General features: G+C 59.8%; 18 protein-coding genes. 5 read left to right on the forward strand and 13 right to left on the reverse strand.

Features of this window, described 5'->3' with window-relative positions; translation table 11 throughout:
• Positions 1-3: 3 nt before the first annotated feature.
• The 5 genes from UUA_RS11730 to UUA_RS11755 all read left to right on the forward strand — a co-directional run bounded on the left by UUA_RS11730 (position 4) and on the right by UUA_RS11755 (position 10,707).
• Positions 4-3,216, forward strand: a complete 3,213-nt coding sequence (locus tag UUA_RS11730; protein ID WP_155943268.1) for a hypothetical protein — start codon at positions 4-6, stop codon at positions 3,214-3,216.
• A 5-nt stretch (positions 3,217-3,221) separates the two neighbouring features.
• Positions 3,222-4,082: a glycosyltransferase family A protein gene (locus tag UUA_RS11735; protein WP_008437089.1), complete on the forward strand. Its 861-nt coding sequence runs from the start codon at positions 3,222-3,224 to the stop codon at positions 4,080-4,082.
• An 84-nt stretch (positions 4,083-4,166) separates the two neighbouring features.
• On the forward strand, positions 4,167-7,016 hold the full coding sequence (locus UUA_RS11740; RefSeq protein ID WP_081491548.1) for a rhamnan synthesis F family protein: 2,850 nt from the start codon (positions 4,167-4,169) through the stop codon (positions 7,014-7,016).
• Between the two features lie 231 nt (positions 7,017-7,247).
• Positions 7,248-9,575: a YfhO family protein gene (locus UUA_RS11745; protein ID WP_008437091.1), complete on the forward strand. Its 2,328-nt coding sequence runs from the start codon at positions 7,248-7,250 to the stop codon at positions 9,573-9,575.
• Between the two features lie 44 nt (positions 9,576-9,619).
• Positions 9,620-10,707 (forward strand): IS3 family transposase gene (locus UUA_RS11755; RefSeq protein WP_238533019.1). Its coding sequence is split into 2 segments (ribosomal slippage): positions 9,620-9,872 and positions 9,872-10,707, totalling 1,089 coding nucleotides; the frame shifts between segments, so codons are not numbered across the junction.
• Between the two features lie 178 nt (positions 10,708-10,885).
• On the opposite strand, the gene UUA_RS18565 is transcribed toward UUA_RS11755, so the two are convergent.
• The 13 genes from UUA_RS18565 to UUA_RS11825 all read right to left on the reverse strand — a co-directional run bounded on the left by UUA_RS18565 (position 10,886) and on the right by UUA_RS11825 (position 26,819).
• Positions 10,886-12,472, reverse strand: coding sequence for a hypothetical protein (locus tag UUA_RS18565; RefSeq protein ID WP_008437094.1), 1,587 nt, complete (start codon positions 12,470-12,472; stop codon positions 10,886-10,888).
• A gap of 116 nt (positions 12,473-12,588) precedes the next feature.
• Positions 12,589-12,996: a GtrA family protein gene (locus UUA_RS11765; RefSeq protein ID WP_008437095.1), complete on the reverse strand. Its 408-nt coding sequence runs from the start codon at positions 12,994-12,996 to the stop codon at positions 12,589-12,591.
• 3 nt (positions 12,997-12,999) lie between these two features.
• On the reverse strand, positions 13,000-13,668 hold the full coding sequence (locus UUA_RS18570; RefSeq protein WP_008437096.1) for a MaoC/PaaZ C-terminal domain-containing protein: 669 nt from the start codon (positions 13,666-13,668) through the stop codon (positions 13,000-13,002).
• Between the two features lie 12 nt (positions 13,669-13,680).
• On the reverse strand, positions 13,681-14,619 hold the full coding sequence (locus UUA_RS11775; RefSeq protein ID WP_039953881.1) for a hypothetical protein: 939 nt from the start codon (positions 14,617-14,619) through the stop codon (positions 13,681-13,683).
• Positions 14,620-14,657: 38 nt separating this feature from the next.
• Complete coding sequence (locus tag UUA_RS18880; protein WP_167316982.1) at positions 14,658-15,479, reverse strand: WxcM-like domain-containing protein; 822 nt, start codon at positions 15,477-15,479, stop codon at positions 14,658-14,660.
• On the reverse strand, positions 15,460-16,449 hold the full coding sequence (locus UUA_RS11785) for a glycosyltransferase family 2 protein (protein ID WP_039953883.1): 990 nt from the start codon (positions 16,447-16,449) through the stop codon (positions 15,460-15,462). Before UUA_RS11785 ends, UUA_RS18880 begins: the two co-directional genes overlap by 20 nt.
• On the reverse strand, positions 16,434-17,534 hold the full coding sequence (locus UUA_RS11790; protein WP_039953884.1) for a DegT/DnrJ/EryC1/StrS family aminotransferase: 1,101 nt from the start codon (positions 17,532-17,534) through the stop codon (positions 16,434-16,436). The genes UUA_RS11785 and UUA_RS11790 overlap by 16 nt, the downstream gene beginning before the upstream one ends.
• 65 nt (positions 17,535-17,599) lie before the next feature.
• The gene (locus tag UUA_RS11795) at positions 17,600-18,541 is read right to left on the reverse strand and encodes an electron transfer flavoprotein subunit alpha/FixB family protein (protein WP_008437102.1); all 942 of its coding nucleotides are present in this window, start codon (positions 18,539-18,541) and stop codon (positions 17,600-17,602) included.
• Between the two features lie 145 nt (positions 18,542-18,686).
• Positions 18,687-19,433, reverse strand: a complete 747-nt coding sequence (locus UUA_RS11800) for an electron transfer flavoprotein subunit beta/FixA family protein (protein ID WP_008437104.1) — start codon at positions 19,431-19,433, stop codon at positions 18,687-18,689.
• Between the two features lie 106 nt (positions 19,434-19,539).
• Complete coding sequence (locus UUA_RS11805; RefSeq protein WP_274378156.1) at positions 19,540-22,149, reverse strand: rhamnan synthesis F family protein; 2,610 nt, start codon at positions 22,147-22,149, stop codon at positions 19,540-19,542.
• Between the two features lie 346 nt (positions 22,150-22,495).
• Complete coding sequence (locus UUA_RS11810) at positions 22,496-24,475, reverse strand: glycosyltransferase (protein ID WP_050981878.1); 1,980 nt, start codon at positions 24,473-24,475, stop codon at positions 22,496-22,498.
• Positions 24,476-24,599: 124 nt separating this feature from the next.
• A complete protein-coding gene (locus UUA_RS11815; RefSeq protein WP_008437111.1) occupies positions 24,600-24,893 on the reverse strand; it encodes a HigA family addiction module antitoxin in 294 nt (97 codons plus the stop codon).
• Between the two features lie 315 nt (positions 24,894-25,208).
• Positions 25,209-26,819: an electron transfer flavoprotein-ubiquinone oxidoreductase gene (locus tag UUA_RS11825; RefSeq protein ID WP_008437115.1), complete on the reverse strand. Its 1,611-nt coding sequence runs from the start codon at positions 26,817-26,819 to the stop codon at positions 25,209-25,211.
• Positions 26,820-26,934: the final 115 nt, after the last annotated feature.

Below are 26,934 nucleotides of genomic sequence, written 5' to 3' on the forward strand. Positions count from 1 at the left end.
GATATGGCGTCTTTGGCATCCAGGGGAAGCGCAATTCTTATATTGGGGATGCACCGTAGCGGTACGTCTTCGCTTACGCGCATCTTGAATCTTCACGGCGCAAATTTGGGTACTTGGTTGCTTGAGGCTGCGGCGGATAACGAGGCGGGGTTTTGGGAGAACTACTACGCTGTCGACCTGAATGAGAAGGTGTTGGCGGCGCTTGGTTTTGCCTGGGATGATCCGCGATTGCTTCCAGACGGATGGTGTTCCAGCCAGGTGGTCGCTCCCATGCGGCGCCAGCTGAAGGAGCTGATCAAGAGGGAGTTTGAGCCCTCACCCCTTTGGGCCGTGAAGGATCCGCGTCTGTGTCGCTTGGTTCCGCTTTGGCAGGCGGCAGTCATTGAATGTAACTACGTACCCAAGCACCTCATTACCGTACGTCATCCGGAAGAGGTGGTTCAGTCGTTGATCAAACGAAATGGGATGTCCCCAGCGTCGGCGAGCCTGCTTTGGCTTAGGCATCTCAGTGAATCGATCGTGGAGGGGGATGCCAGCGATCGCGCACTGGTTACGTACGATCAATTGTTGACTGATTGGCGTAGCTGCATGGCGCGTATTTCCGAGGGGTTCCATATAGAATGGCCCGTTACCTCTGCTGCCTGCGCGGAGGCCGTCGATGCGCATCTGAATCCCGACTTGCGTCACAACATCACGGGGCAAAAACCCGCGGTGTTGCCTGTGCCATGGCGGAGCCTGCTTTTGGATGTTTACGAGGCCTACAGGGTGGCTGCCAGCGGGAGCGGATCCATATCCGACCTCGTCGGCCTGCTCAAGGAGGCCGAGTCGCGATTCGCCTTCGTCGAGCCGCTAGCGTCCGACGTTGTGCCCAACTCACAATTTGAAACGCTGCTACAGGCCATGGAGGGAAAGGACGGGTATGTACCTCATCCGGAATCCGTGGACGCACGATCAGTAGTCTCTGACGTCGTGCAGAAACTTGACGCCGCTAGGGTTACGGCATTTGAGCGAGCGGAAAAGCTGCAGCAGGCTAGCGAGACGCTTGCGCAACAAGAGTTCGCCATGTACGCCGCCAAGGAGTCCTTACAGACGCTGATGGACAGGTACGACCGTACGGTGGTGGAACTGAGTGGTACGCAGGCCGAAAAGGTGGCCATCGAGGCCGAGCGCTGTGCGAGGGTTCAAGAGCTGGCGGCACTCAAGGAGTCCTTACAGGCGCTGATGGGCAGGTACGACCGCACGGTGGCGGAACTGAATGGTGCGCAGGCCGAAAAGGCAGCCATCGAGGCCGAGCGCCGTGCGATGGTTCAAGATCTGGCGGAACTGAAAATGGAGCGGGATAGTGAAAGGAGTTTCGTGGAAGAGTTAAGAACGAACGTCCAGGAAAAGGAAGCTGTCGTGGCGCAGCTGCGCAAGGATCTGGCTGCATCGGTCAGTGACAGCGAGTTTCGAGGTGTCGTGGTGCAGCGCGATACGCTTCAACGAAAGTTGCTTCTCGCCGAAGAGAGCCTTCAGGGCTTGGCAGAGCGTAATCATTTGGTGACTGCGGAGCTTGGCCAGATCAAGGCAAGCCTGAGCTGGGGCTTGACTGGGCCTTTGCGGCGAGTGATGCGCCGCCATGCCTGGTTGAGGCGGTTTGCGACGAGCGGGGTGCATTGGGTCCGGAGGCTCTCGCGGGCTGGTGGCATTTCGCAATCTGACCTCGCATTTGGTCATGACACCAGCAGTTCGAGTCACACCGGCTCCGTGGTCGCTGGTGGCAATGATCAGCTGCGAGCGCTCTTTGTCGAAGAGTGGTACCTGTCGACTAACGAAGACGTGCGCTTAGCTCAGCTGGATCCGTTCAATCACTTCATTCAGTTCGGAATGGCTGAGGGGCGGTCTCCAACCCCGTTGATTGATATAGATTTTTATTTGAACACAAACGGGGATGTCCGTGAGGCCAACATCAACCCCTTGATTCATTTCCTGGAGCATGGGGGGGTGGAGGGCCGATCGCCGCATCCGTTGTTCGACGCACGCTGGTATCTCGAGAAGAACCCTGACGTACGTGAGTGCGGCGTTAACCCGCTGCTACATTTTGTTGAGTTCGGCGCGCGCGAGGGCCGCAATCCCAACAGCCTGTTCGACGTGAGTTGGTACAAGCATGAGTATCTGCGGCATGAGGATGCTGGTGTGAATCCGCTTGTCCATTATGTTCTGCATGGCTCGACAATCCGGCTGCAGCCCTGCCTGCTTTTCAATGCAAAGCGTTACGCGAGTGATCATGATCTGCCCCCGGGTGATGATGCGCTTGAACATCATTTACTGCTGGCTCGATCACATGGTCATGATCCGCTGGAAGTCCTGCGGCTGAGGCTGCAATGGAGCCAGCGGGAGGCGCTGGGAATAACCTTGCCCAAGACGGCACCCAAGGGAGTCGTGGTTGGTTTCGTGACCTACAACAACGATCACAGAGAGCTGCAGCGCTCCGTCAGGAGTGCGGATCAAGCGTTGCTTGATTACGATCAGTCAGGTGGTGCGATTTACATAATAGATAACGGTGAAGCGAGTGGTGTGGTGCCAGGCTTGGCCGCCAAGGTCGAACATTTTTCGACGCAAGGGAATGTGGGTTTTGGGGCCGCCCACAACGTACTAATGGCGCATGCTTTCGAACAAGGTGCAGACGTTTATATTGCGGCAAATCCCGATGGTGCATTCGAGCCGGGCTGTATCTCTGCATTGCTTGCAATGAGCGTTGCCGCGCAGGGGCGGGCCCTGATCGAAGCCATCCAGTTCCCGGAAGAGCATCCTAAGACCTACGATCTCTGGGGGTTCGATACCCCGTGGGCGTCCGGTGCATGTCTCTTGATTACCAGGGAGATCTATCAGGCCATCGGCGGATTTGCGGATGAGTTTTTTATGTACTGCGAAGACGTAGATATCTCCTGGCGTGCGAGGCGCGAAGGGTTTCAGGTAAAAACTTGCCCAAGGGCGAGATTTTTTCATCCGGTAACGGATCGAGGATTTGATCTGGAGGTTCAGCGTCGATTCCTGACTTCTGGCCTCATATTGGCCAGGAAGTGGAGATCAGCAGCTTTTGAACAGACGATACTCGGGCAGTTTGGGGAATATGGCCTGAAAGTGCCGAATGTCGGGCCGGTGAAAGTCATGGATGAGCCACTGAACGTTGCGGACTTTAGTCATTCCTTTAGTTTTGCGAGTACGCGATGGTGAACAAGATGAGCAAGAGCGACGGCCTTGACGTTATCGTGCGATTCCACGATGTACTCCGGATAGATGAGCTCCGGAGATGTATTTTCTCGCTCGCCATGCAGGATTATGGCCCGCTGACTGTCCGTGTGATAACGCAGCGTTTCAAAGAATCCGAACTGCATGAGCTCAAGAGAATGCTGTCTGTCTATCGAGAGCTGGCCGAAGGCATTTCCCTGGAGGTCGAGAACTTCACTGCCCCTGAGCCAGCGGATGCTCGTTCCGCGCTCATCAATATGGGGATGAGCAAGGCCGGCGAAAGATACCTGGCCTTGCTCGATTACGACGACACAATCTATCCTGAGTCCTATAAGCATTTAATTTCGGAGCTTGATCGCTCGAATTCCGCCATAGCCTTTGGCGGTATAGCGGTAAAGCACGCCATGATCTGCGAGGATGCCGCGCTGGTGCTGTCCAAGCGGCGAGAGTTTGCGGGGGAGGGTTTGCGCGACTTCTTTCATATGAATTTTTGCCCCATTCACAGCTTCGTTTTGGATCGTTCAAAGATCGATCCTATTGATCTATTTTTTGAAAACTCGCTTACGAAGTTTGAAGACTATGATTTTCTTCTTCGCATTTGCGCAAAGTACACGTCGAGCTTTGCGGGGATAAATCGAATTGTGGGGGATTATTATTTCAAAGACGATGGAAGCAATACCGTTCTTACCTCGGCCACCCTTAATGCCCAGTCCCGCATGGAATGGGATGTGGCCGGTTTATTCGTGGAACGCAGGAAGGATACGCTGCTTGTCTCCTCGGAAGTACAAGAGCGCCTTGGGGTGGAACGAAGGAATTCCAAGTTGACGGTCAGACAACTGGTAAGTGGGTGAATTGGAGCTGTTTCTGGACTGTTGGTGGTTTGGTTCCGATACGGATGATGTTTGGGTAATGGATTGAATGGGGGAAGTCATTTCATGCAATCGTTTTCCACCTTTAGAAGGCGTGCAGGACGCGTGCGAGCAACCATGCGGCTGATGGTTGGTCGTCATGGTGGATTCTGGAAATTGCTTCGCCATTCCCTTGTGCGAGTTCGTGAGCTTGGTCCGGCGTCAGCGTGCCAGGTCATGATTGCGAGGCTTCGCTGGCACATTCCGGCGCCGCAGGCTGCTTCGCACGAGATTGCGCTGGATCGGCTGCCTTCGGGACGTACCGGAATCATGATTCACGTTTTCTATATCGATCTGTGGGATGAGATCGAGGCTTACCTGCGGAACGTACCGTTCCCGTACACGCTATTGATTTCGGTCGTACACGAGAGTGATCAACAGTACCTTCTGGATCGGGTCAAGGGAATGACGTCGGCTAGCCGGGTGGTGGTCAAGAAAGTTGAGAATCGGGGGCGGGACATTGCACCCTTCCTCGTTTCTTTTAGAGAGGAGATCCTGGGTCTCGACTATATTTGCCACATTCACACCAAGAAGTCGCTATTTACGGGTAGTGACCAGAAGGAGTGGCGGCGACATCTGTTTGACGCCCTCTTGGGAAGTCGGGAGCGCGTGCATTCAATCCTCTGCCATCTTGAGCAAGATGGTCGGCTGGGAATTCTTTATCCGGAGACGTTTCACGCCATTCCTTATTGGGGACATGGATGGTTAAGCAATAAAGTGATTGGGGCCGCACTCGCGCAGCGGCTTTCAATTCCCATCAATATCCATGGATATGTCGATTACCCTGCGGGCTCGATGTTCTGGGCTCGCACATCCGCATTGAGCAGTCTTTTTTCGCTGGGCTTGAAGTTTGAAGACTTCCCGGACGAGGCTGGGCAGAAGGACGGCACGCTCCAGCATGCGATCGAGCGCCTGTTCGTCCTACAGGCGATCGCTTCTGGCTACCGGTATGCAGTCATTCTCGACGGCATCGAATATAGGACATCCTCGTCTCCTGGCCGGGGAAGCGAAGGTTATTTCCGGCATTGGGCCCCCTTCGGCAGTGCCTTCGACACTAAATCGAAGGACGCTCGCCTGATTTCATTCGATGTATTCGACACGTTGGTTCTCAGGCCATTTTTGACACCAGATGGTGCGCGGCGGCACCTGGAGGCGCGCGTGTATCGACTATTTGGCCTCGGCGATTTCTGTTCGGTTCGACGGGAGGCCGAGATTGAGGCTGTACGACTGAATGGTGGAAACGACGCTACGATCGAGGACATCTACAAGCAGTTTGGCGGACTTATCAAGGACGATCAGCTGGCTGCGAAGTTGTGTGCGTTAGAAGTTCAAAGCGAAGAAGATATGCTCAAGGCGAGGCCAGCCGTAGTGGCGGCGCTTCGACGAGCTGTCGGCGGCGACGCGCGCGTTATCGGCGTATCCGATATGTATCTCCCAGGCCGGGCGATCGAGAAGATCCTTTCTGGCCTCGGTGTCGCGCCCCTTGCACACCTGTACGTATCGTCAGAGACGCACTGGCGAAAGGATCGGGGCGCGGCATGGACGGAGATTGCGCGGGTTGAGGGTGTCACACCGGCGAAGTGGCTCCATGTCGGTGACAACGAACATTCGGATATCCAGCTCCCTCAGGAGTTCGGACTGCCGCATCCCGTGCCGGTACTGAGGCCGTCTGCGCTTCTTGATCTTGTTCCTAGCCTTCGCGGCCTGGACGCGACGGTGGAATCGCTGAGCTGGCTGGAGGATCTTTGTATCGGGCTTGTTGCCAACAGGTTTGCCTTGTTGGCTGATACAAAGCCAGAGAAGCTGTGCGGAGGATGTCTCTTGGATGATCCGGTTGACCTCGGATACACCGTGTACGGCCCCGTGGTTTTCGCCTTCCTGGCATGGATGTCGTCAATGGTCATCGATGACGGTATACGCAACCTCCTCTTCTTGAGTCGTGAGGGCCATCTGCTGACAAAGGCATTTGACCTGTTTGCGGAGTACATTCCGGAGCTCGGGAATGTACGCAGGGAGTATTTCCTGGCGTCCAGGCTTGGTTGCCAGATAGCGTGTATTGAACGGCCTGCTGATCTGGAAAAGCTCTTTGGCGGAAGATTCAAGGGCGATTTCGAAACGCTGGTTCGGGCCAGGCTTGGCGAAGCGTTGGGCGATGTGGTTCTGCAAGATCTCTCGCAAACGCTAAAAAAGGTGCATGTGGAACTCCCGGCAGTAAAGAGGGAGGTTTGCGTCACAGTTTCCAAGGTTTACGAGCGCATTCAGGCGCACGCACGAGGTGCACGAGGCGCCTATCAGGAGTACTGGTCGTCTCTCCATCTGCAGGGTGCAAGCGCGGTGGTTGATGTTGGATTCAACGAGACGATTCAGAAGCTCCTGATGGAACTAACCAAGGAGCGATTGCACGGCTACTACTTCGCCACTACGGAAAAAGCCAACGAGTACTCCTCCAGGGGGGTGTTTGCGAAGGGGTATTACGGCAATGCGCTTAACGAAAGAGATACCGACAACGTCATGTTGAGGTACAACCTGTTACTGGAGAGTGTGTTGACGGCCCCCTCCGGTCAATTCCAGGGTTTTGTGAAGGCGAGTGGAGGGGCTCTTTCCCCTGTGTACCGTGCCGATGGTATCTCGCAGCGTGAGTTCCACGTGCTCGACCAATGTCATTCGGGCATCCTGGCTTACATCAAGGATGTGCTCGAGGTCGTTGGGGTGGATGTATTGCATGGCGGCATCAAGCCTCAATCCATGGAAGAAGGCCTCAGGCGGGTCGCGACGGGCGAGTGGTCGCTTGGCAGTCTTCGCCAGTTCCTATACGTCGAAGATGACTATACGGGAATAGGTGAGATCAACGTTGCCGACTACTATTCACTGTCTTGATTCTCGTAAAGTTGAGGCAGTGAGGCCTAGAACATGAGACTCATTCTCGCGGTAGTGACGTCCGATAGCGTCCGGTTAGTTGTGCTCTGTAGATATTTACTACCACAGCACTTTTGGATGCGTCGCGTCAGGTGACCCCCGTTTGATGACATCGCGGTTCAAGGGCTTCCGTCGCGTTTCCTTTGTGGGACTTCATCGTCTATGAGCAGGCTTAATTCAATTCGAGGTGTGATGAACAAAGCCTTGTCGGTCCGGGGGTTGGTGTTTGTCGTTGCGTTGGGCGCGGTTCTCCTATTTCTTCTTAGGGATTATTTCTCGGGGAATCACGCCTTTGCGTTTCACGATATAGGCAACGACACCTTTGTATCGTATTTCGCTGACCAAGTGCTGCTTTCCAGAGAGCTGCATCAGGCGCTCAGCATATCCTGGAGTTTTAGTATTGGTGCGGGTGCCTATTTGGGCACCTTTACCGATGTGATAGCACTCGCCGGCGCCGCGTTGTTTCCCCCTGATATGCAACTTTCGTTGAGAGTGTATGAATTCGCCTTGAGAGTCCTGCTCTCGGGTGGCTTCATGTATCTCTATTTCCGCCGGATAGGAACGGGCTTCATTGCCGCTTGCGTGGGTGGTTGGGCGTATGCGCTGAGCGGCTATATGGTGACGAATGGGCAATGGGATGACCAAGGCACCATGGTCGCCATTTTGGCCATCCTTTTGTATTCGATCGAAGTATGTCTGGCGACTGGCGCAAGGAGCTGGCTTGTCTTCTGTGGCGTGTGCGTTGGCGTGGCTGGTAGCTACAACATTTATCTGGTCGCCTTCTCGGCGACCGGATATCTTCTTGTGCGTGCAGTTGCCATGGATGGCAGGCGGTTTCTTTCAACTGCTATGACGTCGGGTTGGTACTGCGCGATCCCATTGAGCATGGGACTGCTTCTCACTGCCCCGATTCTGTTTCCAAGTATTTATTACTTGTTCGATAGTCCGCGAGTGGCGGGGCAGTCGGCGGAAAGTAGTGGCCTTGTTCGAGAACTGTTTGTGACGACGAGTGTCAGTCAGATCGGCGTGCAGTTGGTGTCCTTTTTCCACAAGGACATTTTTGGAGGGGCCTTGGCGTGGCGAGGGATCATCAACTGGTTTGAGGCTCCCACATTCTACGTCGGAGTGCTTCCGCTGATCCTCTTCCCTTCCGCCTTGTCCAAGCGTGTGCCGAAAAGCGTCAGGCGGTTGGCATGGGTTTCGTTAGTGTTTATTGCGGTCTATATCGCTATTCCTGGTGTTAAGTATGTGGTCTACGCCTTCCAGCATGGTGGGTACAGGTATTCGACGCTGTTGGTCTCACTTTTGGTCTTGGTGCCTTCGATTCTGGCACTGAGCTACAACCTGAAGCATGGTTTTAAGGTGAGTTGGATCCTTTTTGGAGGAGTGTGCGTTGCTGCACCTGCGCTTGCCGCATTGTTGTTGAAACCCGGGATTGTCGATGCTCACGTTGTCCACAGGGTTGTGTGCTTCTCGGCAATCTATGTGGCTCTGTTGCTCGTAATAAGGTGGGTTCCAAAGTTTGCCTTGCCGATCGGCTTGCTTATTGCCTGTGCCTGTATCGTCGAACTGGCGCTATCGGCTGGCCCTGACCTCAATGTGCGGACGCCCGCGGTTAGTTATGCTGTTCAGGTTGCCAACAAGGCAAATTATTGGGACGCCACGGGCGAGGCATTGAGCGCCATCAATGCCGAAGAGTCGTCCGGGGACTTCTTCCGTGTCGAAAAAACCTATGACTCGGTATTTTTGAATGACGCGATGGTTCAAGGCTACCGCGGCATCAAAACATACTTTTTGACCGGAAAATCACTGAATGACTTGAACGCCGGCTTTGACGTCGCCAGACCTTTCCCCGCTGCAAACTACATATCGAGTTACATTGACAGGGTCGGACTTCTCCAATTGCTTTCCGTTAAGTACGTTCTGTCGAAAGACGGAAAAGGCATCCCGGAAGGGTTTGGTTTCTGGAAGAGCGTGGACGGGATTGGCATATACCGTAGCGATAAAGCCTGGACCGGCCTGAGACTGTTTGACTCCGTCGTAAGGCAGGATTCCGTTCTTGTGTTGCCTCCGCGGGTACGTGAGGAGCTGACAGGCCGGACCGCGTTTGTCCAGGATAGCTATCTGCCAGATGTCATGGCGAGAGGCATAAGGAAGGTTGAGCCGAGCGAGGTGTCGGCGAGCCAGGGAAGCGACGGCCAATTAAGCTATTTGAGCGATGATGCGCTTCGCGCCAAGATATTGGCGAATTCCGCCAGCGTGGCCGTGTTCTCAATCCCGTTCGACAAGGGCTGGACCATTCGCGTGAATGGCCGGGTGGTCAATGCGATACCGGTGGATTTTGGGTTGCTCGGAGTAGTGTTGCCGAAAGGGGTAGCCTTGATCGATCTCAACTATTCTCCCCCGGGGAGGAGGATTGGCTGGCTCGCGAGCTTTCTGACGCTGCTGGTTTTATCTGCCTATGAATGGGCCGTCCGTAAGCGCGGTCGTGGCGCGGTAATCCCCCCGCCAATTAGCTGACGCCAGAAGTGGAATTTTCTCGTAGTCTTTCCCGAGGAGGTTCCATGAAAAAGTCCCGATTTACCGACAGCCAGATCCTGGCCGTGCTCAAGCAAGCCGAGGCCGGCACGCCTGTACCGCAACTGTGCCGCGAGCACGGCATCAGTACGGCGACGTTCTACAAGTGGCGCAGCAAGTTCGGCGGCATGGATGCGTCGCTGATGTCCCAGCTCAAGGAGCTGCAGGACGAGAACCGGCGCCTGAAGAAGATGTACGCCGACGCGCAGCTCAGTGCCGAGCTGCTGAAGGAGGCGATGGCAAAAAAATGGTGAGGCCATCTCAACGCCGGGAGATGGCCCGATGGGCAGTGGAGAACGGGCGCACGAGTATCCGGCACGCCTGCCAGACGTTCGCACTGAGCGAGACCGGCTATCGCTACCAGGCCAAGGCGAGCGCGGAGAACGCGCGCATCGCGGATTGGCTGGTTCGCCTGACCACGGCCTATCGTGACTGGGGCTTCGGCCTGTGCTTTCTGCACCTACGCAACGTCAAGGGCTACGGCTGGAATCACAAACGGGTCTACCGCATCTACCGGGAGCTGGAATTGAACCTGCGGATCAAACCTAGAAAGAGGATCGTGCGCGAGCGGCCCGAGCCGTTGGCGGTGCCCGAGTCGATCAATCAGGTGTGGTCGATGGACTTCATGCACGACCAGCTCAGCGACGGGCGTAGTTTCCGGCTGTTCAACGTGCTGGATGACTTCAACCGCGAAGGGCTGGGCATCGAGGTCGATCTGTCGCTGCCTGCAGTCCGCGTGATCCGGGCGCTGGAGCAGATCATCGAGTGGCGTGGCAAACCACAGGCGATCCGCTGCGACAACGGCCCGGAATACATCAGTGGCACGCTACTGACCTGGGCGGAGCAACAGGGCATCCGGATCGAGCATATCCAGCCGGGTAAGCCGCAGCAGAATGCCTACGTCGAACGCTACAACCGAACCGTGCGCTACGCCTGGCTGGCTCGAACCCTGTTCGACTCGATCGAACAGGTGCAGGACATGGCCACCCGTTGGCTATGGACTTACAACCATGAGCGCCCGAACATGGCACTCGGTGGCATCACGCCGATGCAGAAATTGGCACTCGCCGCTTAGCTCCACTTTTGCTGTCAGTTAAAAGTGGGGGGATTACCGCGCCGTCTGAGCCCCTATCTGTGGCCCGTAGTGACGAAGTCATGTGCGTTCCACCTCACCTTGGCCACGTGTGCCCCCAGATACCTCTGCTTGGGGACATCTCGCAAGAATAATTATTGCGATAGAGGTAACACGGCTCTTACCGATTGCCATTAGTGCTCTGGACACGCGGGACAAAGGTGGAGACACCGGGGAGATCTCTATCGGGGGGTAATTCCAAATAGTGGTCATGCACATACTGCCAGATCAAAGGATGTGTAGCCGAATAACGGAGTTCCGGGCGACCATCAACGGCGATGTCTAAAATGAAAATCAGCCCCGGCCGTGCATCTGCAACCCGTGCGATCTCCTGCCGTTGGAAGCTTTCATTGCGAGGAACCAACGGATAGATTTCCCAAGCGGCAGAACGCGCATGCAGCATCGCCATAGCGCCCGGCCACACCGGCGCAGTGACCATTGTCGCCGGCGGCACGCCATGTCGACTCGACAACGTCTGAATCGCCTTCACACTCCGCGCAGTCGCGGCATCGACTACCAGATGCTCGCCCCCGATATCAGCCACCCGCCAGTTCCCCTGGAGCCGGGACATGAAGCCCGGATGCATCGGCAATGCAGCCAATAGCGAGAGAATGGTGAGCACAGCAATTATTGCCAGTCTCCAGCGCACACGATCATTTCGTGAGGCCGGCCATACCAGAAAGCCGATCATCCCGGGATAAATGGCTTGTGCCAAGTGCGCCATGTCCGCACGGGAAAACGCAACGTTCGTATACGGGATGGCCGTAAGAACGCACGCGAGAAAAAGTGGCGGTATCGACGATCGTCTTGCGTGACGGATACTGACGACGGCAATACCGACTATGCAAAACAAGGGAAGCGCAAAGAATAAGAGCCCAATCGCTAATTGCCACGCGACCATCCAGAAGTCTTGCGCGAATGAAACCCGCCAAGGCCATGGAACCGGCAATGGGAGGTTTGTTCCTTTGTATTCAAACAAGATAAAGCGAATGCCATCCCAAAACATAACGTGGAACTGATGATCAAATACCAGCCACCCGAGCATCGGCATATAGCCAATGAGGATCCCGGCTGCCCAAGCGGCCGTTACGCGAAGTCTTGATGGTCGACCAATCGGACGAAACACAAACGGTATAGATAGAAAACAAGCAACAAGTCCATACAGTCCGTGATTACGGCCAAAAACCGCTGCCAGACCAACCACTAGCCCATGCAAGAAGAGGCGCTTTGGCTGCGGTTGCGCCAGTGCGTGACCAAGGCTCAGCACCAGGAGAATCGAGATCGCCGCATCGTAGCTCTTCCACCACGGGATCATCCACACCAGGAACCAAGCCACCGCAACCATCGCGAGCAGATACCGCACTGTAGTTCGGTCGGACGATTGCAGCCAGACTGCGCGAGCGGCCAGAACAACGGCTGATGCAAAGAACATCATAGTTGCGGTGCGTACTGCGACCGCACCCTGTGTCCCGGAGAGCCACAACCAAAACGCCGCCCAGTAATACCGCCCTGGATCGTAGGAGGAGAAGTCACGGATCGGCACCTCTCCACGCAAAACTCGTTCGACGCCGTACCAGAGGAAACCTTCGTCCGCGAGATTGAAGCCCCTGTGCCTACCGAGCAGGAAGGCCAAGAGGCAAGCAAGTATGGCAATCACCGATATTAGGATGAGATGGCACGATACCTTCTTCTTGAAAAAGCCGACCATGGGTCTCTTACCTCGTTGAGGTGCAGCACTTCAAAGTTGAATTCGCTCACCTCTTATCACCATACTGCGCATCCGCGCCGCTTTGCGTATCGCCTGCTTGGTGCTGACCGGTACAGTTATCCTTTTTGTACGCGAAGCCGCATCAAGCTGCGTGTCAGCAGGAAATTGGCGGGCAGCACGATTACGGTAGCCAGCACGGGGGCAATCTTTGCGTCGATGCCAAGATAGCGGACGCATACGGTGACGGTGCCCAAGCCCAGCAGGTAGTTGAACAACTGCACCAGTGGAAAAGCGGCCAGCTTGTGCCATGACCAAGGGGCGCGGAAAACGAACCACGTACTGATGGCGAAGCCAGTGAATATCGCTGCCGCGTAGCTGATGGTGTAGGCGACCGGGTAGCTGAGCCAAGGCAGCAACAGCCAGTAGATGGCGTATGAGAGCAGGGTGTTGACCCCTCCGCCCAGGAGGAAGCGCAGTGCTTCAGCGGAAATGTGCTTGTGTGACAGGAGCCGCGCAAGAGACATGGGCTACCACCGCGGCGCGCGGTTCAGCACGTCGGCGTAGGCGATGGTGGCATGCTGCCCATCGGCGGAAAACAATTGCGCCAGTATGCGGTACGCGCCACGGGACGGGTCATGGCGTGGTGTGGAGATCCGCACCGTGTAGGGGGTGTCCGGGTAGACCGGGGCCAGGTAGACACAGGTGCTGCGAAGGTAAATTGTACCTGCGCCTGGGAATTCGGTTCCCAGCAATCGGGTGAACCATCCGTTGAACAGCATGCCATGGGAAATGCGCCCGGCAAACCCGTGCTTGCGCGCGACGTCATCGTCGAAGTGCAGCGGGTTGAGGTCGCCGCTCTGTTCTCCGTAGCGCCGGACATCTTCAGTGCTTACGGAGAACTCATGCTGTTGTACCGGCAGTCGCGAGTGGGAAAGGTGCGGAAGCAGCATGCAGCGATGCAGCGCGCCAGTTTGTGCGCCTTCAGGCTTCGGCGTCGCGGCACTCTCGTTGCCATATCCGGCTGATGCCGGCTCCAGTGGAAAGCCGAGGCGCTCGATCTGTCGAAGTTGGTCGAGGTTGTCTCCCTCTACCAGCACCTCATCCAGCCGCTTCGACAGGATGGTCGAAAGGAGTTCGCGCGTCGTACTTTGCGCCAGATTCCAATTTGCCGTGAGTAGTTCGTTGCACTCGGTCATGATGGCTCGTGGTCAGAGTAGTTTGCGGAAAATGTGTTCACCCTTGCCGAAGCCGTACCCCAGCTTCTCCCAACTGCGAATGACGGCGTTATTGGTGATCTGGGTAATGAGGAAGGAATGTTCGGCGCCAATGCTACGCAAATGCTCATCCAGCTCGGAGATGATCTTTACGTACCAGCCCTTGTGTTTGGGAGCCACCGCGCTCAACACGGGCTGGGAAAGTTTGCAACCCCAGCCCGCCCAGTGCTCGCGGTGATACTTGGCGGTGCAAAAAGCTTCTGGCGCATCGACATCAGGAACGATGGTTGCATCAGCGAATCCACCCGCGATGGATGCTTCTACCCAGCGTTCCATGAGCCGGTCGGCATCCTTTTCAGAGACCGCCGGGTCGGCGTGGAAGCGATCGAACGGATTCACCATGACTCGCGCGGCATGTGCGAGCGAAGGTATGTCCGCAGTGGTGGCTAGTCTGGTGGAGTGACGCTGCGTGGGAGGGGCATTCAGCGGCCGGTGGTAATGGCATCGGGTTTCGATCAAGTCGAAGCCGCAGGTGCTCAAAACGCGAATGGTCGGCAGGTCGTTAGGACTGACGGGGGCAAATACGTAATCGATGCCGCGCGCCTTTGCGAGCTCCAGTGTTGCGCGAACCGCCTCGGCAGCGTGGCTCGTATCGGTGCGCAGGGGCACGGGTATGCCAGGCTGGATGACGGCGTTGAGCCGTGCCATGCCTCGACCAAAGAATTCGGAATCCCATGGCAGGCTTTCCATCAGCACCCAGTGCTCGCCGCTGTCACCATGCTGGAAGCGGAAGCGAAGGTCGTCAGCCTCGTTCAGTGGGCGCAACCATTGATCGAGCATAACTTCGCGGTCATAGCCGGCATCGAGCCCGCGAATGAACGCGTGAGGTGATACCACGCCAGCACCCGCAATGCCTGCGCGCAGGTCTTGCATGGCTGAAGCTTGCAGGAGGGGGGTAGTGGATGTCTCGCTCATTCGGGATTTTTCCGCGATACCAGCTCTATGAATTCGCCGTAGGTGCGGATGTATTCGGATGCGTCATAGAATTCGGACGCGAACACCAGCAGGACGGCATCGTGCGAGTACTTGTACTGGATACCCCAGATCAGCGGCGGTAGATGCAGGCCTACCGAGGGGTCGTCCAGTTCGAATTCACTTCTGGTGTGGCCATCGTCGGCAACGACGCTGCAACTGCCGTGCGCGCAGATCAGGAACTGATGACAAGTGCGGTGCGCGTGTTCGCCGCGCACCTCTGCATTGGGTACGCCGAACACCATGAAGTAGCGCTTTGCCTCAAAGGGGAGCGTGCGACCGAACTCTCCAACGGTTAGATTTCCGCGCAGGTCAAGCACCTTGGACAAACGGTGCAGGGTGACACCGCGAACCTGTGAAGTGGTGACACCCGGCGTATCGAATGGATGTGTGCCGAGAGTGTTTGCGGCATCGGCCTGGGTTGTGGTGTAACCGACAATCTGTGCCGGATTTCCAGCCACGATAGCGTGAGGGGGGACGTCCCGCATGACTATCGCACCCGGCTGCACCAGAGCGCCGCGAGCGATACGCACCGATCCGGCGATAGTCGCGGAAGCCATGACGCGGACGTCGGCTTCGACGATGATGTGTGCGTCGTCGGTTCCGGGGTCGAGAACCGCGCTTGTGCCGATGACGCAGTTGTCGCCTATGTCGCAGCTGCCGTTGATGATGACGCCGGCACCGATTTCGACATTCGTGCCCAGCACAGCTAATGGCGAGATCAGTGCATGTGCCGCAAGATCAGGGTTCAGTTTTTTCACGGGGTGTATCCGACTGATTGGGTGCGCCAAACTCTTCGATGAGCATGGGAATGCTGAGAGGCCGATGCTTGGTGTTTTCGTAGGCACGCCAGGCGTAGTTGCCGACCAGCCCCAGCCCGAGCGCATTCAGCCCACCAAAGAACAACACCGCAAGCATGGTACCTGCATAGCCGGGCACCATGGCTAAGCCAATCAGGCGAGCTACCAAGACGGTTATTCCCAGGGCGACGGAGAGGCCCAAGCCGGCCATCCCGCAGGCAAGCAGTAGCCGAATTGGTGCATCGGTAAATGCGAAGACGCTATCGAGCAGATAGGTGAGTTTCTTGCGAAAGCTCCAGGCACTCTTGCCGTGGGCGCGTTCTCGACGCATATACGGCACGAATATTCTGCGCCCCCCCATCCAGAACAGAAGGCCGAGCAGGCTGCCGTTCGCCTCGCCAAATGCCGTTACGCGGTCGAGGAATTGCCTGTTCACAGCGAAGACGTCAACACCCCCGACGGGTACGTCTCGCTGTACAAAACGCCGATAAATCCGCCAGAAGGTATTGGCCATCAGGCGCGACAGCCATGGATCGTGCCTGGCTTCACGTACACCGAAGGCGATGTCGCCTTCATCGCTGTCCAGGCGCCGGAAGAACTCAAGCACCAGTTCCGGCGGCTCCTGCAAATCGGCGGCCATCACGGCGGCAAAATCGCCACGTGCGTGCAGCAGGCCTTCCCGAATCGCGGAAAATGCACCGAAATTGCGTGAAAGAAGGATCAGCTTGGCACGCAGACCGCTCGCCGGCAGCTTGGTCTGCAGTTGCCAGTGGCAGTCATCCGGACTGCCGTCGATCACGAATAGGGTTTCGAGGCGGTGGTCAAGTTGTTCTTGGAGGTGGCGTACCGCGGCGAGCAATGCGTCGATTGATTCCGCATTGCGGTAAACGGGAATAACGAGCGAGTAACGTGGATTCAAAAGCTGTTGCATGCTTGAATCACTCGTGTCGCTTCATCGTCGCTCAATTCAGGGAAGCATGGCAACGTAAGGACGCTTTGGCACGCGGCTTCGGTAACTGGCAGTTGCGTTGTGACGTAACGGTTGCCGAAAAAAGGCTGATGGTGGTCACCAACGGGGTAATGGATGTCGCTGCCGATATCGGCAGCTGCCAGGTGACGCTGGAGTTCGGCTCGATCCGTAGCCTGCACGACGTAAAGGTGGCCGACGTACTCCGCACCGCTGATGGCGGGAACCCGAATGCGCTCGTTGCGGATCTCCCGGGAGTAGCGGTTGGCAATTTCCCGGCGGCGCGCGTTCCAGCCATCCAGCTGAGGCAGCATGATCCGCAGGAAAGCGGCCTGGAGCTCATCCAGGCGGCTGTTGCGGCCACCGGGAAGCTCGTTGCAGTATTTGGCTGCCCAGCCGTACTGGCGCAATTTGCGCAGCGTGCCGGCAACTTGAGGGTCGTTGGTGACGATAGCGCCGCCATCACCTATGGCGCCCAGGTTCTTGGTGGGATAGAAGCTGAAGCCGGCTGCCTTGCCGAAGCTGCCAGCGCGTCGGCCAAAGGCGTCATGTGCGCCGTGGGCTTGTGCGCAGTCCTCGAACACGGCGAACCCGTGCTTGCGGGCCAACGCCATGATGGCATCCATGTCAGCCAGCCTGCCGTAGAGGTGGGTAACGATGGTGGCGTCGATGGAGCCGGAGGCGAGCACGGCTTCAAGCGACGCGGGATCCATCGTGTGAGCGGCAGGGTCGATGTCCACGAAGACTGGGTCGGCACCACAGGCGAGTACGGCGGTAGTGCCATACATGGCGGCGTTGGCAACCACGGCCACGCGATTGCCTTGGGTAATGCCTATGCTGCGAAGCCCCAACTCCAGCGCCTCGGTGCCATTGGCGACGCCGACGCAGTCGGAAACGCCGCAGTACTCGGCAAATTCCTTTTCAAATGCTTTTACGTTTGGCCCAAGAACGTAGTAGCCGCTGGCAATGACGGCGGCGCTGGCGCGCATCAATTCTTCGGTTAATGGCCTGATATGGCGGTCGAGTGCATTGATGGGGATGGTATGCATGAGCTTCCCAGAAGCGGCGATTGCGAATTATCGCCATGGCTTTCCAGCCGATGGCACGTCTGAACTTAAAGGCTAGCTTCGAGTTCCGGAATGAGCTTGAACAGATCCCCCACCAGCCCGAAATCCGCCACTTCGAAGATCGGTGCCTCGGCGTCCTTGTTGATGGCGACGATGGTGCCGGCATCCTTGATGCCGGTGAGGTGCTGGATGGCGCCGGAGATGCCGATGGCCATGTACAGTTCGGGGGCGATGATCTTGCCGGTCTGGCCGACCTGCAGGTCGCTGGGTACGTAACCGGCGTCGACCGCGGCGCGCGAGGCGCCGACGGCGGCGCCGATCTTGTCGGCGAACTTGAAGATGATGTCGAAGTTCTCCTTCGAGCCGACGCCGCGGCCCCCGGAGACGACCTTGCTGGCGCTCTGCAGGTCGGGGCGGTCACTGGCACCCTGCTTCAGCTCGATGAAGCGGGTGTGCGTGGGCAGCACGACGTCGACGGCCAACGCCTCGACCGGCGCGTTGTTTGCGCCGATGGCGGCAGCCGGCCAGGAGGCCGAGCGGATGGTGGCGACCACGGCGTAGGCGGGATCGGCTTCGACCGTGATGATCGCGTTGCCGGCGTAGATCGGGCGCTTGAAGGTGTGGGCGCCTTCCACGCTCATCACGTCGCTGACCTGGGCCACGCCGAGCAGGGCGGCGACACGCGGGGCGACGTCCTTGCCGAAGGTGGTGGAGGGCACGAACACGTGGCTGTAGCCGGCGGCGGCCTTGGCGATCTGCGGCGCCAGCACGGCGGCCAGGGGGTGCGCGTTCTCGGCGCGGGCGACGGTGAGCACGCGACTCACGCCGTCGATCTTCGCCGCCTCGGCGGCGATCGCGTCGACGCTGTCGGCCAATACCAGCACGTCGATCGCTTCGCCCTTCACCGCGATGGCGGCGCTCACCGCGCGGGCGGTGGAGGAGTTGAGTTTGCCGCCGAGGTGCTCGGCGATGACCAAGATCTTGCTCATGTCGTTGTCTCTCTCTTGAGCCCCTCTCCCTGCGGGAGAGGGGTTGGGGTGAGGGTTCGGTGGTGCGTGGGTATTCCGCCTCGCCCGTACCCTCACCCGGCCTGCGGCCACCCTCTCCCAAAGGGAGAGGGAAGGAATGACGTGGTTACAGCAGCCCTTTCTGCTTCAGCGCAGCGACCAGCTCGGCCGCGTCCTTCACCATCACGCCCTTGCTGCGCTTGGCCGGTGCCGCGTAGTGCGTGGTCTTCAGGTGGTCGTGCGCCTCGACGCCGAGCGAACTGAACTCGATCGTGTCGATCGGCTTGGACTTCGCCTTCATGATGTCGGGCAGCTTGATGAAGCGCGGCTCGTTGAGGCGCAGGTCGGTGGTGATCACGGCCGGGAGTTCCGCCTCGATCACTTCCAGGCCGGCGTCGACCTCGCGGGTCACCGTGGCCTTGCCGTTGGCGATCTCCACTTTGCTGGCGAAGGTGGCCTGCGGGCGGTCCCACAGCGCGGCGAGCATCTGACCGGTCTGGTTGGCGTCGTCGTCGATCGCCTGCTTGCCCAGGATCACCAGGCCCGGCTGCTCCTTCTCGACCAGCTTGAGGAACACGCGGGCGGCGGTCAGCGGCTGCACGGCGTCGGCGGCGACCACGTGGATCGCGCGGTTCGCACCCATCGCCAGGCCGTTGCGCAGGTGCGCGGTGAGGTCGGCCGGGCCGATGCCGACCACCACCACTTCCGTGGCCACGCCTTTCTCGCGCAGGCGCAGCGCCTCTTCCAGCGCGATGTCGTCGAACGGGTTGGCGGACAGCTTGACGCCGTCGGTGACCACGCCGCTGCCGTCGGGCTTGACCTGGATGCGCACGTTGTAGTCCACGACGCGTTTGTAGCCGACCAGAATTTTCATCGGTGGATCCTTGCAGTATTTAAGATATGGCAATCAGAAAGAGGCATTGTAACCTGAGCCCATATCTGCAAGTTGTACGGCCCCGTTCGGGTGTTGCACGCTCGCTTTAGCCGGTATGGTTATCGGCGGTACCTACGTTCCCCCGGCCGGTGTAATTGTCCTCGATGCGGAGTGCGTCGGCCCAGTCACCCAGTCGCCATAGCCCTGAGCCCGTGCATCGCAGCGGCTCCTGGACGTGGGCGGAGCTGAAAGCAAGATCGACGCTGGAGGCGCCGGTCACACCGTAGACATCGTCGACAAAGCGTAGGCTGCCAGCTTGGATACGTTCGATGACATTCCATGCACTCCTGCTCACTGCGTTCTGGAAATGAACCGGAACAGGAGGGCCCTCCACACCCGCTTCGAAGTGCGAGAACTGGCCTTCCGGAGAGGTGAGGATGGCCTCGAGCATCAGGTGGTACTTCATCACCGGTGATTCGGGGGGGCTGTTGCCGCGTGCGTCGTGGAAGCGGGCATGCGCCCAGCCATCGTTCACACAAACCTGCTCGATGGTTGGTTTCGCCGCAAAGTAGGCCCCACCCAAGGGCTGTCCGGTCAGTGTCGAAAGGCCGGTCTGGATGGTTCCGGCGTACCCGATGTCTGCAACGATGGCGCTGCGGTCGCTGTTCAGACTATCCCAGTACTGAAGATAGGCGTTTCGTTCCGTCCTGGCGATGTCGAGGATGGCCGCAGCAGCCGGGCGCAGCAAGTCGATGAGTTTTGCGCTCATCTCTGGCAGGAATACGTCATTTGCGATGGCGGTTTTGCCGAGTTGCCCGGCTGCAGCAGCAGCGACCCGCGCGCCGAGCCGGGCATTGAGCAGGTTTTCCAGCGTACCTGTATAGGGTGCCGCGAAAACGCTTGCCAGGTCCTCGATGTTTCGCAACGAGGGTGTGTTCATGCCGCGTCGGGACACCAGCAGATAATGCGCCTGGATGGAGGTTAGGCTGGGACTGGTCAGTTGCAACTTCCGGAAGGCACGCTGGAGGAGGTGCCCCTCACGGCTGAGAAACAGGATGCTTTGCGCGCGGCGCTCCAGCGCCAGACGCGCCAGCCAGGTGCTGTAGTCGAGGAGCAGCGGCCCCAAGACGACGTAGCCCAGTGTTTCAGGTGCTTCGATGATGAGTTGCTGGCCAAAGGCTTCGGGGCGACCATCGGCCAATTCATTGAAGTGGTTAGCGATCAGCCCAAGCCACAACTGTTCTTGCCAGCGTTCGAGCTGTTCTGGTTTCGGGCGCAGGCTGCGTAGAGCCGGTACAACATCAAGCAGCGCACTGGAACGCATGACATGCACCGGATGGATGAAGCCCAGTGCCTGCGGAAGCTGGACATCGGCATGTTCGTTGTCGCCGACATGCAGCCACTCGTCGCGGGGGACATGTTCTGTCCGCGGCAAGTGTTGCCAGGCTTCGCCGGTGTCCTTGCGCCAGCCGCTTTCGCAGGATACGTGGACTTTCCGAACGACCGCGGAAACCGACGCGGGAAGCACGCGTTCGAGTTCATTCGCGTCGAAGTACATATCGGAAACCGCGATGACTAGCTCGCCGGAGCGGCCGAGCGCCTGGGCGGCCTCGATCGCGGCCGGCCTGGGTTTAAGGAGATGCCTTTCGGTGGCCAGTTCGAGTTCTCGGATATCCGTGACGGGCATATCGCGAAGTTCGGGAAGGCGTGCCATGGTTTCGTAGATGGCCGCGCAGTCAACGTCGCGGCCGTGCTTCGCACGCGCCATCTCCTCGGCACGCGTGCGCAAGATGGCGAAATCCACCAGGCCGAACTTTTTTTCCACCAGATCGGCGAGGTAGTTCCGGGCACCGGAGGGATGCAGGAACGGGCGCCAGACGAGGGTATCGAACAAGTCAAAGGAAACAATGCGCGCGTCGACTGCGGCGAAGGCGATCTTGTCTGCCAGGCTCGCGTTGAAATAGGACATCCAGTTCCGCTCGCCCTCACTCCTCAGGCCGGTTGAACCGTTCGCCGGCAGGATGCCGAGAACCATGTTCTGATGACGCACGATAAGACCCAACATCCGCTCCACGACGTGCTGCATCGTGCCGTCGGTCTGCCCGAGCTCGGATGGGAACGCATCCAGCGACAGTCCCAGTTCGTACAGCGGACGCAACGCGTCAGTGCGAGCCCAGAACATTGATCCGGCGGGATAGTCGAAATAGGCGCCTGGATCGATCCCTATGCCAAGCCTGGCTCCCAGTTCGCGTGCACACCCGGCATTGGACAGCCATGTGTGCCCCCACCAAGGCATCGAGGCGAAACTTTCCGGATAAATCATGCCCAAGCGCGGCATTGCCTGAAACATGCCCAGGATCCAGGCGACCCGGTCGCGGGTGCCGAGCAGGGCGTCGATCAGGTAGCGTCGCCATGCCCCCTGCTCCTTGCCGGAGTAGAGCGATTTCTTGGTATGCAGGTGGCAGACGAGGTCGAGCGCGAGGATTTCCTCGCGGAAGGTCAGCAGAAACGGCGCGATGTCGCGGCCACGGTTGGGCACGATGCGGACGTGCAAGGCCCTTACGTTCGGGATCGCTCCAAAACGGGACAGTGCCGCTTCTTGAGCCTGCTCGTCGACGACAGAAGCCATTAGGACGAATGGAACAGGCATGCGGGCTACGTCGTTGGCCAGTTCGTCGAGCAGATCCGCGTAGAAGACATGGATCATGATGCCCACGCTGAGTTCGAGTTGGTCCAGCGGACAGGCCGGTGGAAACTTGACGAGGTCGGGTGATGTGGCCGCGCGTAGCTGCGGTCGTCTCGATGCGCGGACTCTCTGTGCGAATCCGCTCCAGCCAAGCGCGCGGAGTGCCCTGAAACTGCGAGTAGCCACCGACCACGCACCCGCCCAGCCTCCGCCGTGGCGGGCAATGACATCGCGTAACAGATCGACCATGGCAGCGAGCTTTCTCATGACCACCATTGTCGAGACATTGTGAGGTCTTCGGAGATGAACGTCATTCGTGGCATGGACACAGTAATGAACCGTGAGCGGGTAGGTGCGCTCGAGGCATCGATGGCCATCAGCACAGGATGCGTCGCAGGGTCGCCGCAGCGGTGCCCGTGGAGAAATGCTGGCGCACGTTGTCCATGCCGTTGACGGAAAGGGCGCACCACAGCGCTTTGTCGGCCTGCAGCCGTGCTACAGCCGTGGCAAAGGTGTCGGTGTTTTCGGCCACCAGCACATCCAGGCCATCGGTGAGTTGCATGCCTTCGATGGCGACCGGTGTGGCGATCACCGGCACGCCGTGGCTCATCGACATGTTGATCTTGCCCTTCACGCCGGCGCCGAAACGCAGCGGCGCCAGCGTGGCGAGGCAGCGGTCCAGCCACGGCGCCAGCTCGGCTACGCGAGCGTGGAATTCGAGGCCCGGCGTGGCCAGCTCGTGCCGCGCCGCGTCCGGCATGTCGCCGAGCACGTGCACGCGGATGTCGGGCAGTGTCTCGCGCAGCTTCGGCAGGATCTCGCCGGCGATCCAGCGGATCGCGTCGCTGTTCGGCGGATGGCCGTAGCCGCCGATGAAGACCAGGTCGCGGCGCCCCGCATGGGGCCGCCGGCAACCGTGCACCTCGTGGATGTTGGACAGCAGTTCCACCCGCGCCTGCGGCAACAGCCGCGCCAGCAGCGATTGTTCGTGCGGGCTGACCACGAGGCTGACGTCGGCCTGTTCGATCAGGGCCAGCTCGCTGCGGCGTGCGGCCTCGGCCTGGCGGGCCATTATGGCGCTGCCGCCGAGTTCGGCGGCGCGCCGTTCGCGCAGGAAGTGCAGGTCCACCGTGTCGAAGATCAGTTTCGCCTGCGGTGCGTACCGGCGCACCAGTCCGGCGTACTGGCCGGCGACGGTGTGCCGGCACAGGATCACCGCGTGCAGTTCGCTGCCGTGCTCGCGCAGCCAGCGCGGCAGGTCCGCCACCCACGGCTTGCACAACACTTCGCAGCCCAGTGCACCGAGCGCGTCGATCTCCGCCGGGCTGGCGCGGCCGTCGTCGGGCAGGAAGGCGGTGCTCCAGCCCTGTTCGTCGAGCAGGCGCAGGATCGCGCACAGGCGCAGCGAACCGGAGTCACGCGAAGGCTCCGGCGTCATCGCGTCCACCACCAGCACGTGGCCGCGCCGGCGCCAGTGGATCGCGCATTCGAGCGGCGTGCCGGCGGGCGGCTGGGCGGCAAGTTCGGCCGTCCATTTGTCGACGAACTTCGCCTGGTTGGGCCGCTGGTGGCGCTTCATGCCGCGGCTCAAGTCGGTGCCGGCGCTGATACCCTCGCAATGGATTACCGTGCTGGCTGGCTCGTAGTACACGCGCAGGCCGAGCCGGCGCACTGCGAACGCGAGGTCGGCGTCTTCGTAGTAGGCCGGCGCGTAGCGCGCGTCGAAGCCGCCGGCGCGGACGAACACGTCGCGACGGATCAGCAGCGAGGCGCCGGAGACGTAGTCGGCCTCGCGCCGGCAGCGGAACAGCGGCATGTCGCGTGGTTCGAAACGGCCGGTGGTCCAGCAGCTGCCGTCGGCAAAAACCAGTCCGCCGGCTTCCTGCAAGCGTCCGTCCGGATAAACCAGCCGGCTGCCGGCGATGCCGCAGTCGGCGCGCTCGGCGAAGCAACGCAGCAGCGCATCCAGCCAGCCGGAGGTGACCTGGGTGTCGTTGTTGAGGAACAGCAGGAATTCGCCGCGTGCCGCCCCGGCACCGGCGTTGCAGCTGCCGATGAAGCCGAGGTTGGCGGCGTTGCGCTGCAGGCGCAGGCCAACCACCTGGGCCAGCGTGGCGGCGCTGGCGTCCGGCGAGGCATCGTCCACCACGATCACCTCGAACGGCACCTGCGCGCCATGCCGCGCCAGCGAACGCAGGCAGGCGAGGGTATGCGCGAGTTCGCCGTGGACCGGGATGACCACCGACACCTGCGGCTGATCGCTGACTGGCAGCGCGAATGGCACGAACGGTTCGTCCAGCGGCAGCAGCGCCAGTGCCTCATCGAGCTCGGGGCGTGACTGGAACTCCTGCCGCATGCGCGCCAGCGTGCCGCGCCAGCCGCGCAGCGCGAGGCTGCCGCGCGTGCGCTGCCACAGGTAGCCCAGGCGCTTGAGTCGCCAGTGCAAGTTGCCGATCAGCGGACTGCCCTCGATACCGAAGTCAGGCCGTTGCCAGCCGAAGCTTGGCCACGCGCTTCAGATCCACGTGTTGGCGCGCAACCCGGAGATCATGGTTGTCCTGCAGCAGCAACCAGCTCTCGGGGGTGCGGCCGATCGCCTTGGAAAGACGCAGTGCCATCTCCGGGGTAACGCGGCTCGTCCCGTTCAGGATGCGACTGAGGGTGGAGGCAGCCACGTCGAGTTTGGCCGCCAGCTCACGGCCACGGATGCCGTTGGGCTCAAGGTAGATGTTCGTGATGAACTCGCCGGGATGGGGAGGGTTGTACATGGGCATCAGTGATAGTCCTCGTAGTTCAGGACGTAGGCGTTCCCGTCTCGGAACTCGAACGTCTGCCAGTTGCCCTGTTGCACACATGCCATGGCCTCTGGTTGACCGCAATGCCCTGCTCCACGAAGCCCCTCTCCTGTCGGGAGAGGGGTTGGGGTGAGGGTTCGGGTGTGGCACCGGATGCAAGTTTCGACAGGTCTGTGATACCTCCCTTCGCCCGAACCCCCATCCGGCTCTTCGAGCCACCTTCTCCCGGAGGGAGAAGGGAAAAGCGGGTTAAGCATCGTCGCCCATCAGGCGGGTCAATGGATAGTTGCAGGCTCACAGGTTCTGGTAATTCGGCCCCGAGCCACCCTCGGGCGTCACCCAGGTGATGATTTCGTACGGGTCCTTGATGTCGCAGGTCTTGCAATGCACGCAGTTGGCGGCGTTGACCTGCAGGCGCTTGCCGTGCGGGGCGCTTTCGTCGGGCACCATCTCGTAGACGTTGGCGGGGCAGAAGCGGGTGCAGGGGTTGTCGTATTCCTCGACGCAGCGGGTGGCGCAGATGTCGGTGTCGGCCACCCTGAGGTGCACCGGCTGGTCCTCGTCGTACTCGGTGGCGGCGAAGTAGACGCCGGCCAGGCGGTCGCGCGGCGGCAGCGTGCGCTGCACGTAGTCGCGCTTCGGTTCTTCGTACTCGCCGAGCTTGTGCAGGCTGGACCAGTCGGGCTTGTTCTTTAGCGTCCACGGCGACAGCCCGCCGGTGACGGTTTCCCAGGCGGCGTTGAGCATGCCGAACCACAGGCCCTTCTTGAACGCGGGCTTGATGTTGCGCACTTTCCGCAGCTCGGCCATCGCCTCGGAGCCGCGCAGCTTGGCGTCGAAGCCGGTGGCGTCGAGGCCGTTGCCGGCGAGGTGTTCGGCGGCGAGCATGCCGCTGCGGATCGCCTGGTGGGTGCCTTTCACCTTCGGCACGTTGAGCAGGCCGGCGGTGTCGCCGATCAAGAGCGCGCCGGGCATCTCGCACTTCGGCAGCGACTGCCAGCCGCCGGTGACGATCACGCGCGCGCCGGCGCTGAGGATGTTGCCGCCTTCCAGCAAGGGCTTCACGTGCGGGTGGTTCTTCCATTGCTGGAACGCTTCCCACGGCTGGTACTTCGGGTCGGTGTAGTCGAGCCCGCTGACGTAGCCTAGCGCGATGCGGTCCTTGTCCAGGTGGTACATGAAGCTGCCGCCGTAGGTGTGCGTGTCGGCCGGCCAACCGAAGCTGTGCACGATCTTGCCGGGAGTGACGCGGCCGGGCGGCAACTGCCACAGTTCCTTGATGCCGATGGAGTAGCCCTGCGGGTCGCTGTCCTTGTCCAGCGCGTAGCGCTTGATCAGCTGCTTGGTCAGGCTGCCGCGCGCGCCCTCGGCCAGCACGGTGACCTTCGCCTTGATGTCGATGCCCTGGGTGTAGCCGGCCTTGTGCGAGCCGTCCTTCGCCACGCCCATGTCGCCGATGCGCACGCCGGCGACCGAACCGTCTTCGTTATAGATGTTGTCGGCGGCCGCGAAGCCGGGGAACACGTCCACGCCCAGCGCCTCGGCCTGCGGTGCCAGCCAGGCGCACATGGCGCCCAGCGAGACGATGAAGTTGCCGTGATTCTTCATGCCCGGTGGCACCATCATTTTGCGCCCGCCGGTTTTCGACAGCAGCCAGAACTCGTCCTCGCCGGCCGGTACGCAGATCGGCGGCGGATTGTCGCGCCAGCCGGGCAGCAGGGCGTCCAGCGGCTGCGGTTCGATCACCGCGCCGGAGAGGATCTGCGCACCGATGGTCGATGACTTCTCGATCACGCATACGCTCGTGTCCGGCTTGATCTGCTTCAGGCGGATCGCGAACGACAGGCCGGCCGGGCCGGCACCGACCACGACGACGTCGTATTCCATGGTTTCGCGGTCGCTCATGGCGGACTCCCTGAAGCTCGGTGGCGGCGCAGGCATGGCCGTGCGCGCGGGTATGGGTCAGGCCGCCATTGTCCGTTTTCGTGCGTCGTGCGGCAACGCGTGCTGCGCTACCGCT

It is taken from the genome of Rhodanobacter thiooxydans LCS2 (assembly GCF_000264375.1).
GTDB lineage: Bacteria > Pseudomonadota > Gammaproteobacteria > Xanthomonadales > Rhodanobacteraceae > Rhodanobacter > Rhodanobacter thiooxydans.

What these genes read in the sequence shown, in the direction of transcription:
- UUA_RS11730 (WP_155943268.1), top strand. Translation starts at nt 4, where the DNA reads ATGGCGTCTTTGGCATCCAGGGGAAGCGCAATTCTTATATTGGGGATG.
- UUA_RS11735 (WP_008437089.1), top strand. Translation starts at nt 3,222, where the DNA reads ATGAGCAAGAGCGACGGCCTTGACGTTATCGTGCGATTCCACGATGTA.
- UUA_RS11740 (WP_081491548.1), top strand. Translation starts at nt 4,167, where the DNA reads ATGCAATCGTTTTCCACCTTTAGAAGGCGTGCAGGACGCGTGCGAGCA.
- UUA_RS11745 (WP_008437091.1), top strand. Translation starts at nt 7,248, where the DNA reads ATGAACAAAGCCTTGTCGGTCCGGGGGTTGGTGTTTGTCGTTGCGTTG.
- UUA_RS18565 (WP_008437094.1), bottom strand. Translation starts at nt 12,472, where the DNA reads ATGGTCGGCTTTTTCAAGAAGAAGGTATCGTGCCATCTCATCCTAATA.
- UUA_RS11765 (WP_008437095.1), bottom strand. Translation starts at nt 12,996, where the DNA reads ATGTCTCTTGCGCGGCTCCTGTCACACAAGCACATTTCCGCTGAAGCA.
- UUA_RS18570 (WP_008437096.1), bottom strand. Translation starts at nt 13,668, where the DNA reads ATGACCGAGTGCAACGAACTACTCACGGCAAATTGGAATCTGGCGCAA.
- UUA_RS11775 (WP_039953881.1), bottom strand. Translation starts at nt 14,619, where the DNA reads ATGCAAGACCTGCGCGCAGGCATTGCGGGTGCTGGCGTGGTATCACCT.
- UUA_RS11785 (WP_039953883.1), bottom strand. Translation starts at nt 16,449, where the DNA reads ATGCAACAGCTTTTGAATCCACGTTACTCGCTCGTTATTCCCGTTTAC.
- UUA_RS11790 (WP_039953884.1), bottom strand. Translation starts at nt 17,534, where the DNA reads ATGCATACCATCCCCATCAATGCACTCGACCGCCATATCAGGCCATTA.
- UUA_RS11795 (WP_008437102.1), bottom strand. Translation starts at nt 18,541, where the DNA reads ATGAGCAAGATCTTGGTCATCGCCGAGCACCTCGGCGGCAAACTCAAC.
- UUA_RS11800 (WP_008437104.1), bottom strand. Translation starts at nt 19,433, where the DNA reads ATGAAAATTCTGGTCGGCTACAAACGCGTCGTGGACTACAACGTGCGC.
- UUA_RS11810 (WP_050981878.1), bottom strand. Translation starts at nt 24,475, where the DNA reads ATGCGGCAGGAGTTCCAGTCACGCCCCGAGCTCGATGAGGCACTGGCG.
- UUA_RS11815 (WP_008437111.1), bottom strand. Translation starts at nt 24,893, where the DNA reads ATGCCCATGTACAACCCTCCCCATCCCGGCGAGTTCATCACGAACATC.
- UUA_RS11825 (WP_008437115.1), bottom strand. Translation starts at nt 26,819, where the DNA reads ATGAGCGACCGCGAAACCATGGAATACGACGTCGTCGTGGTCGGTGCC.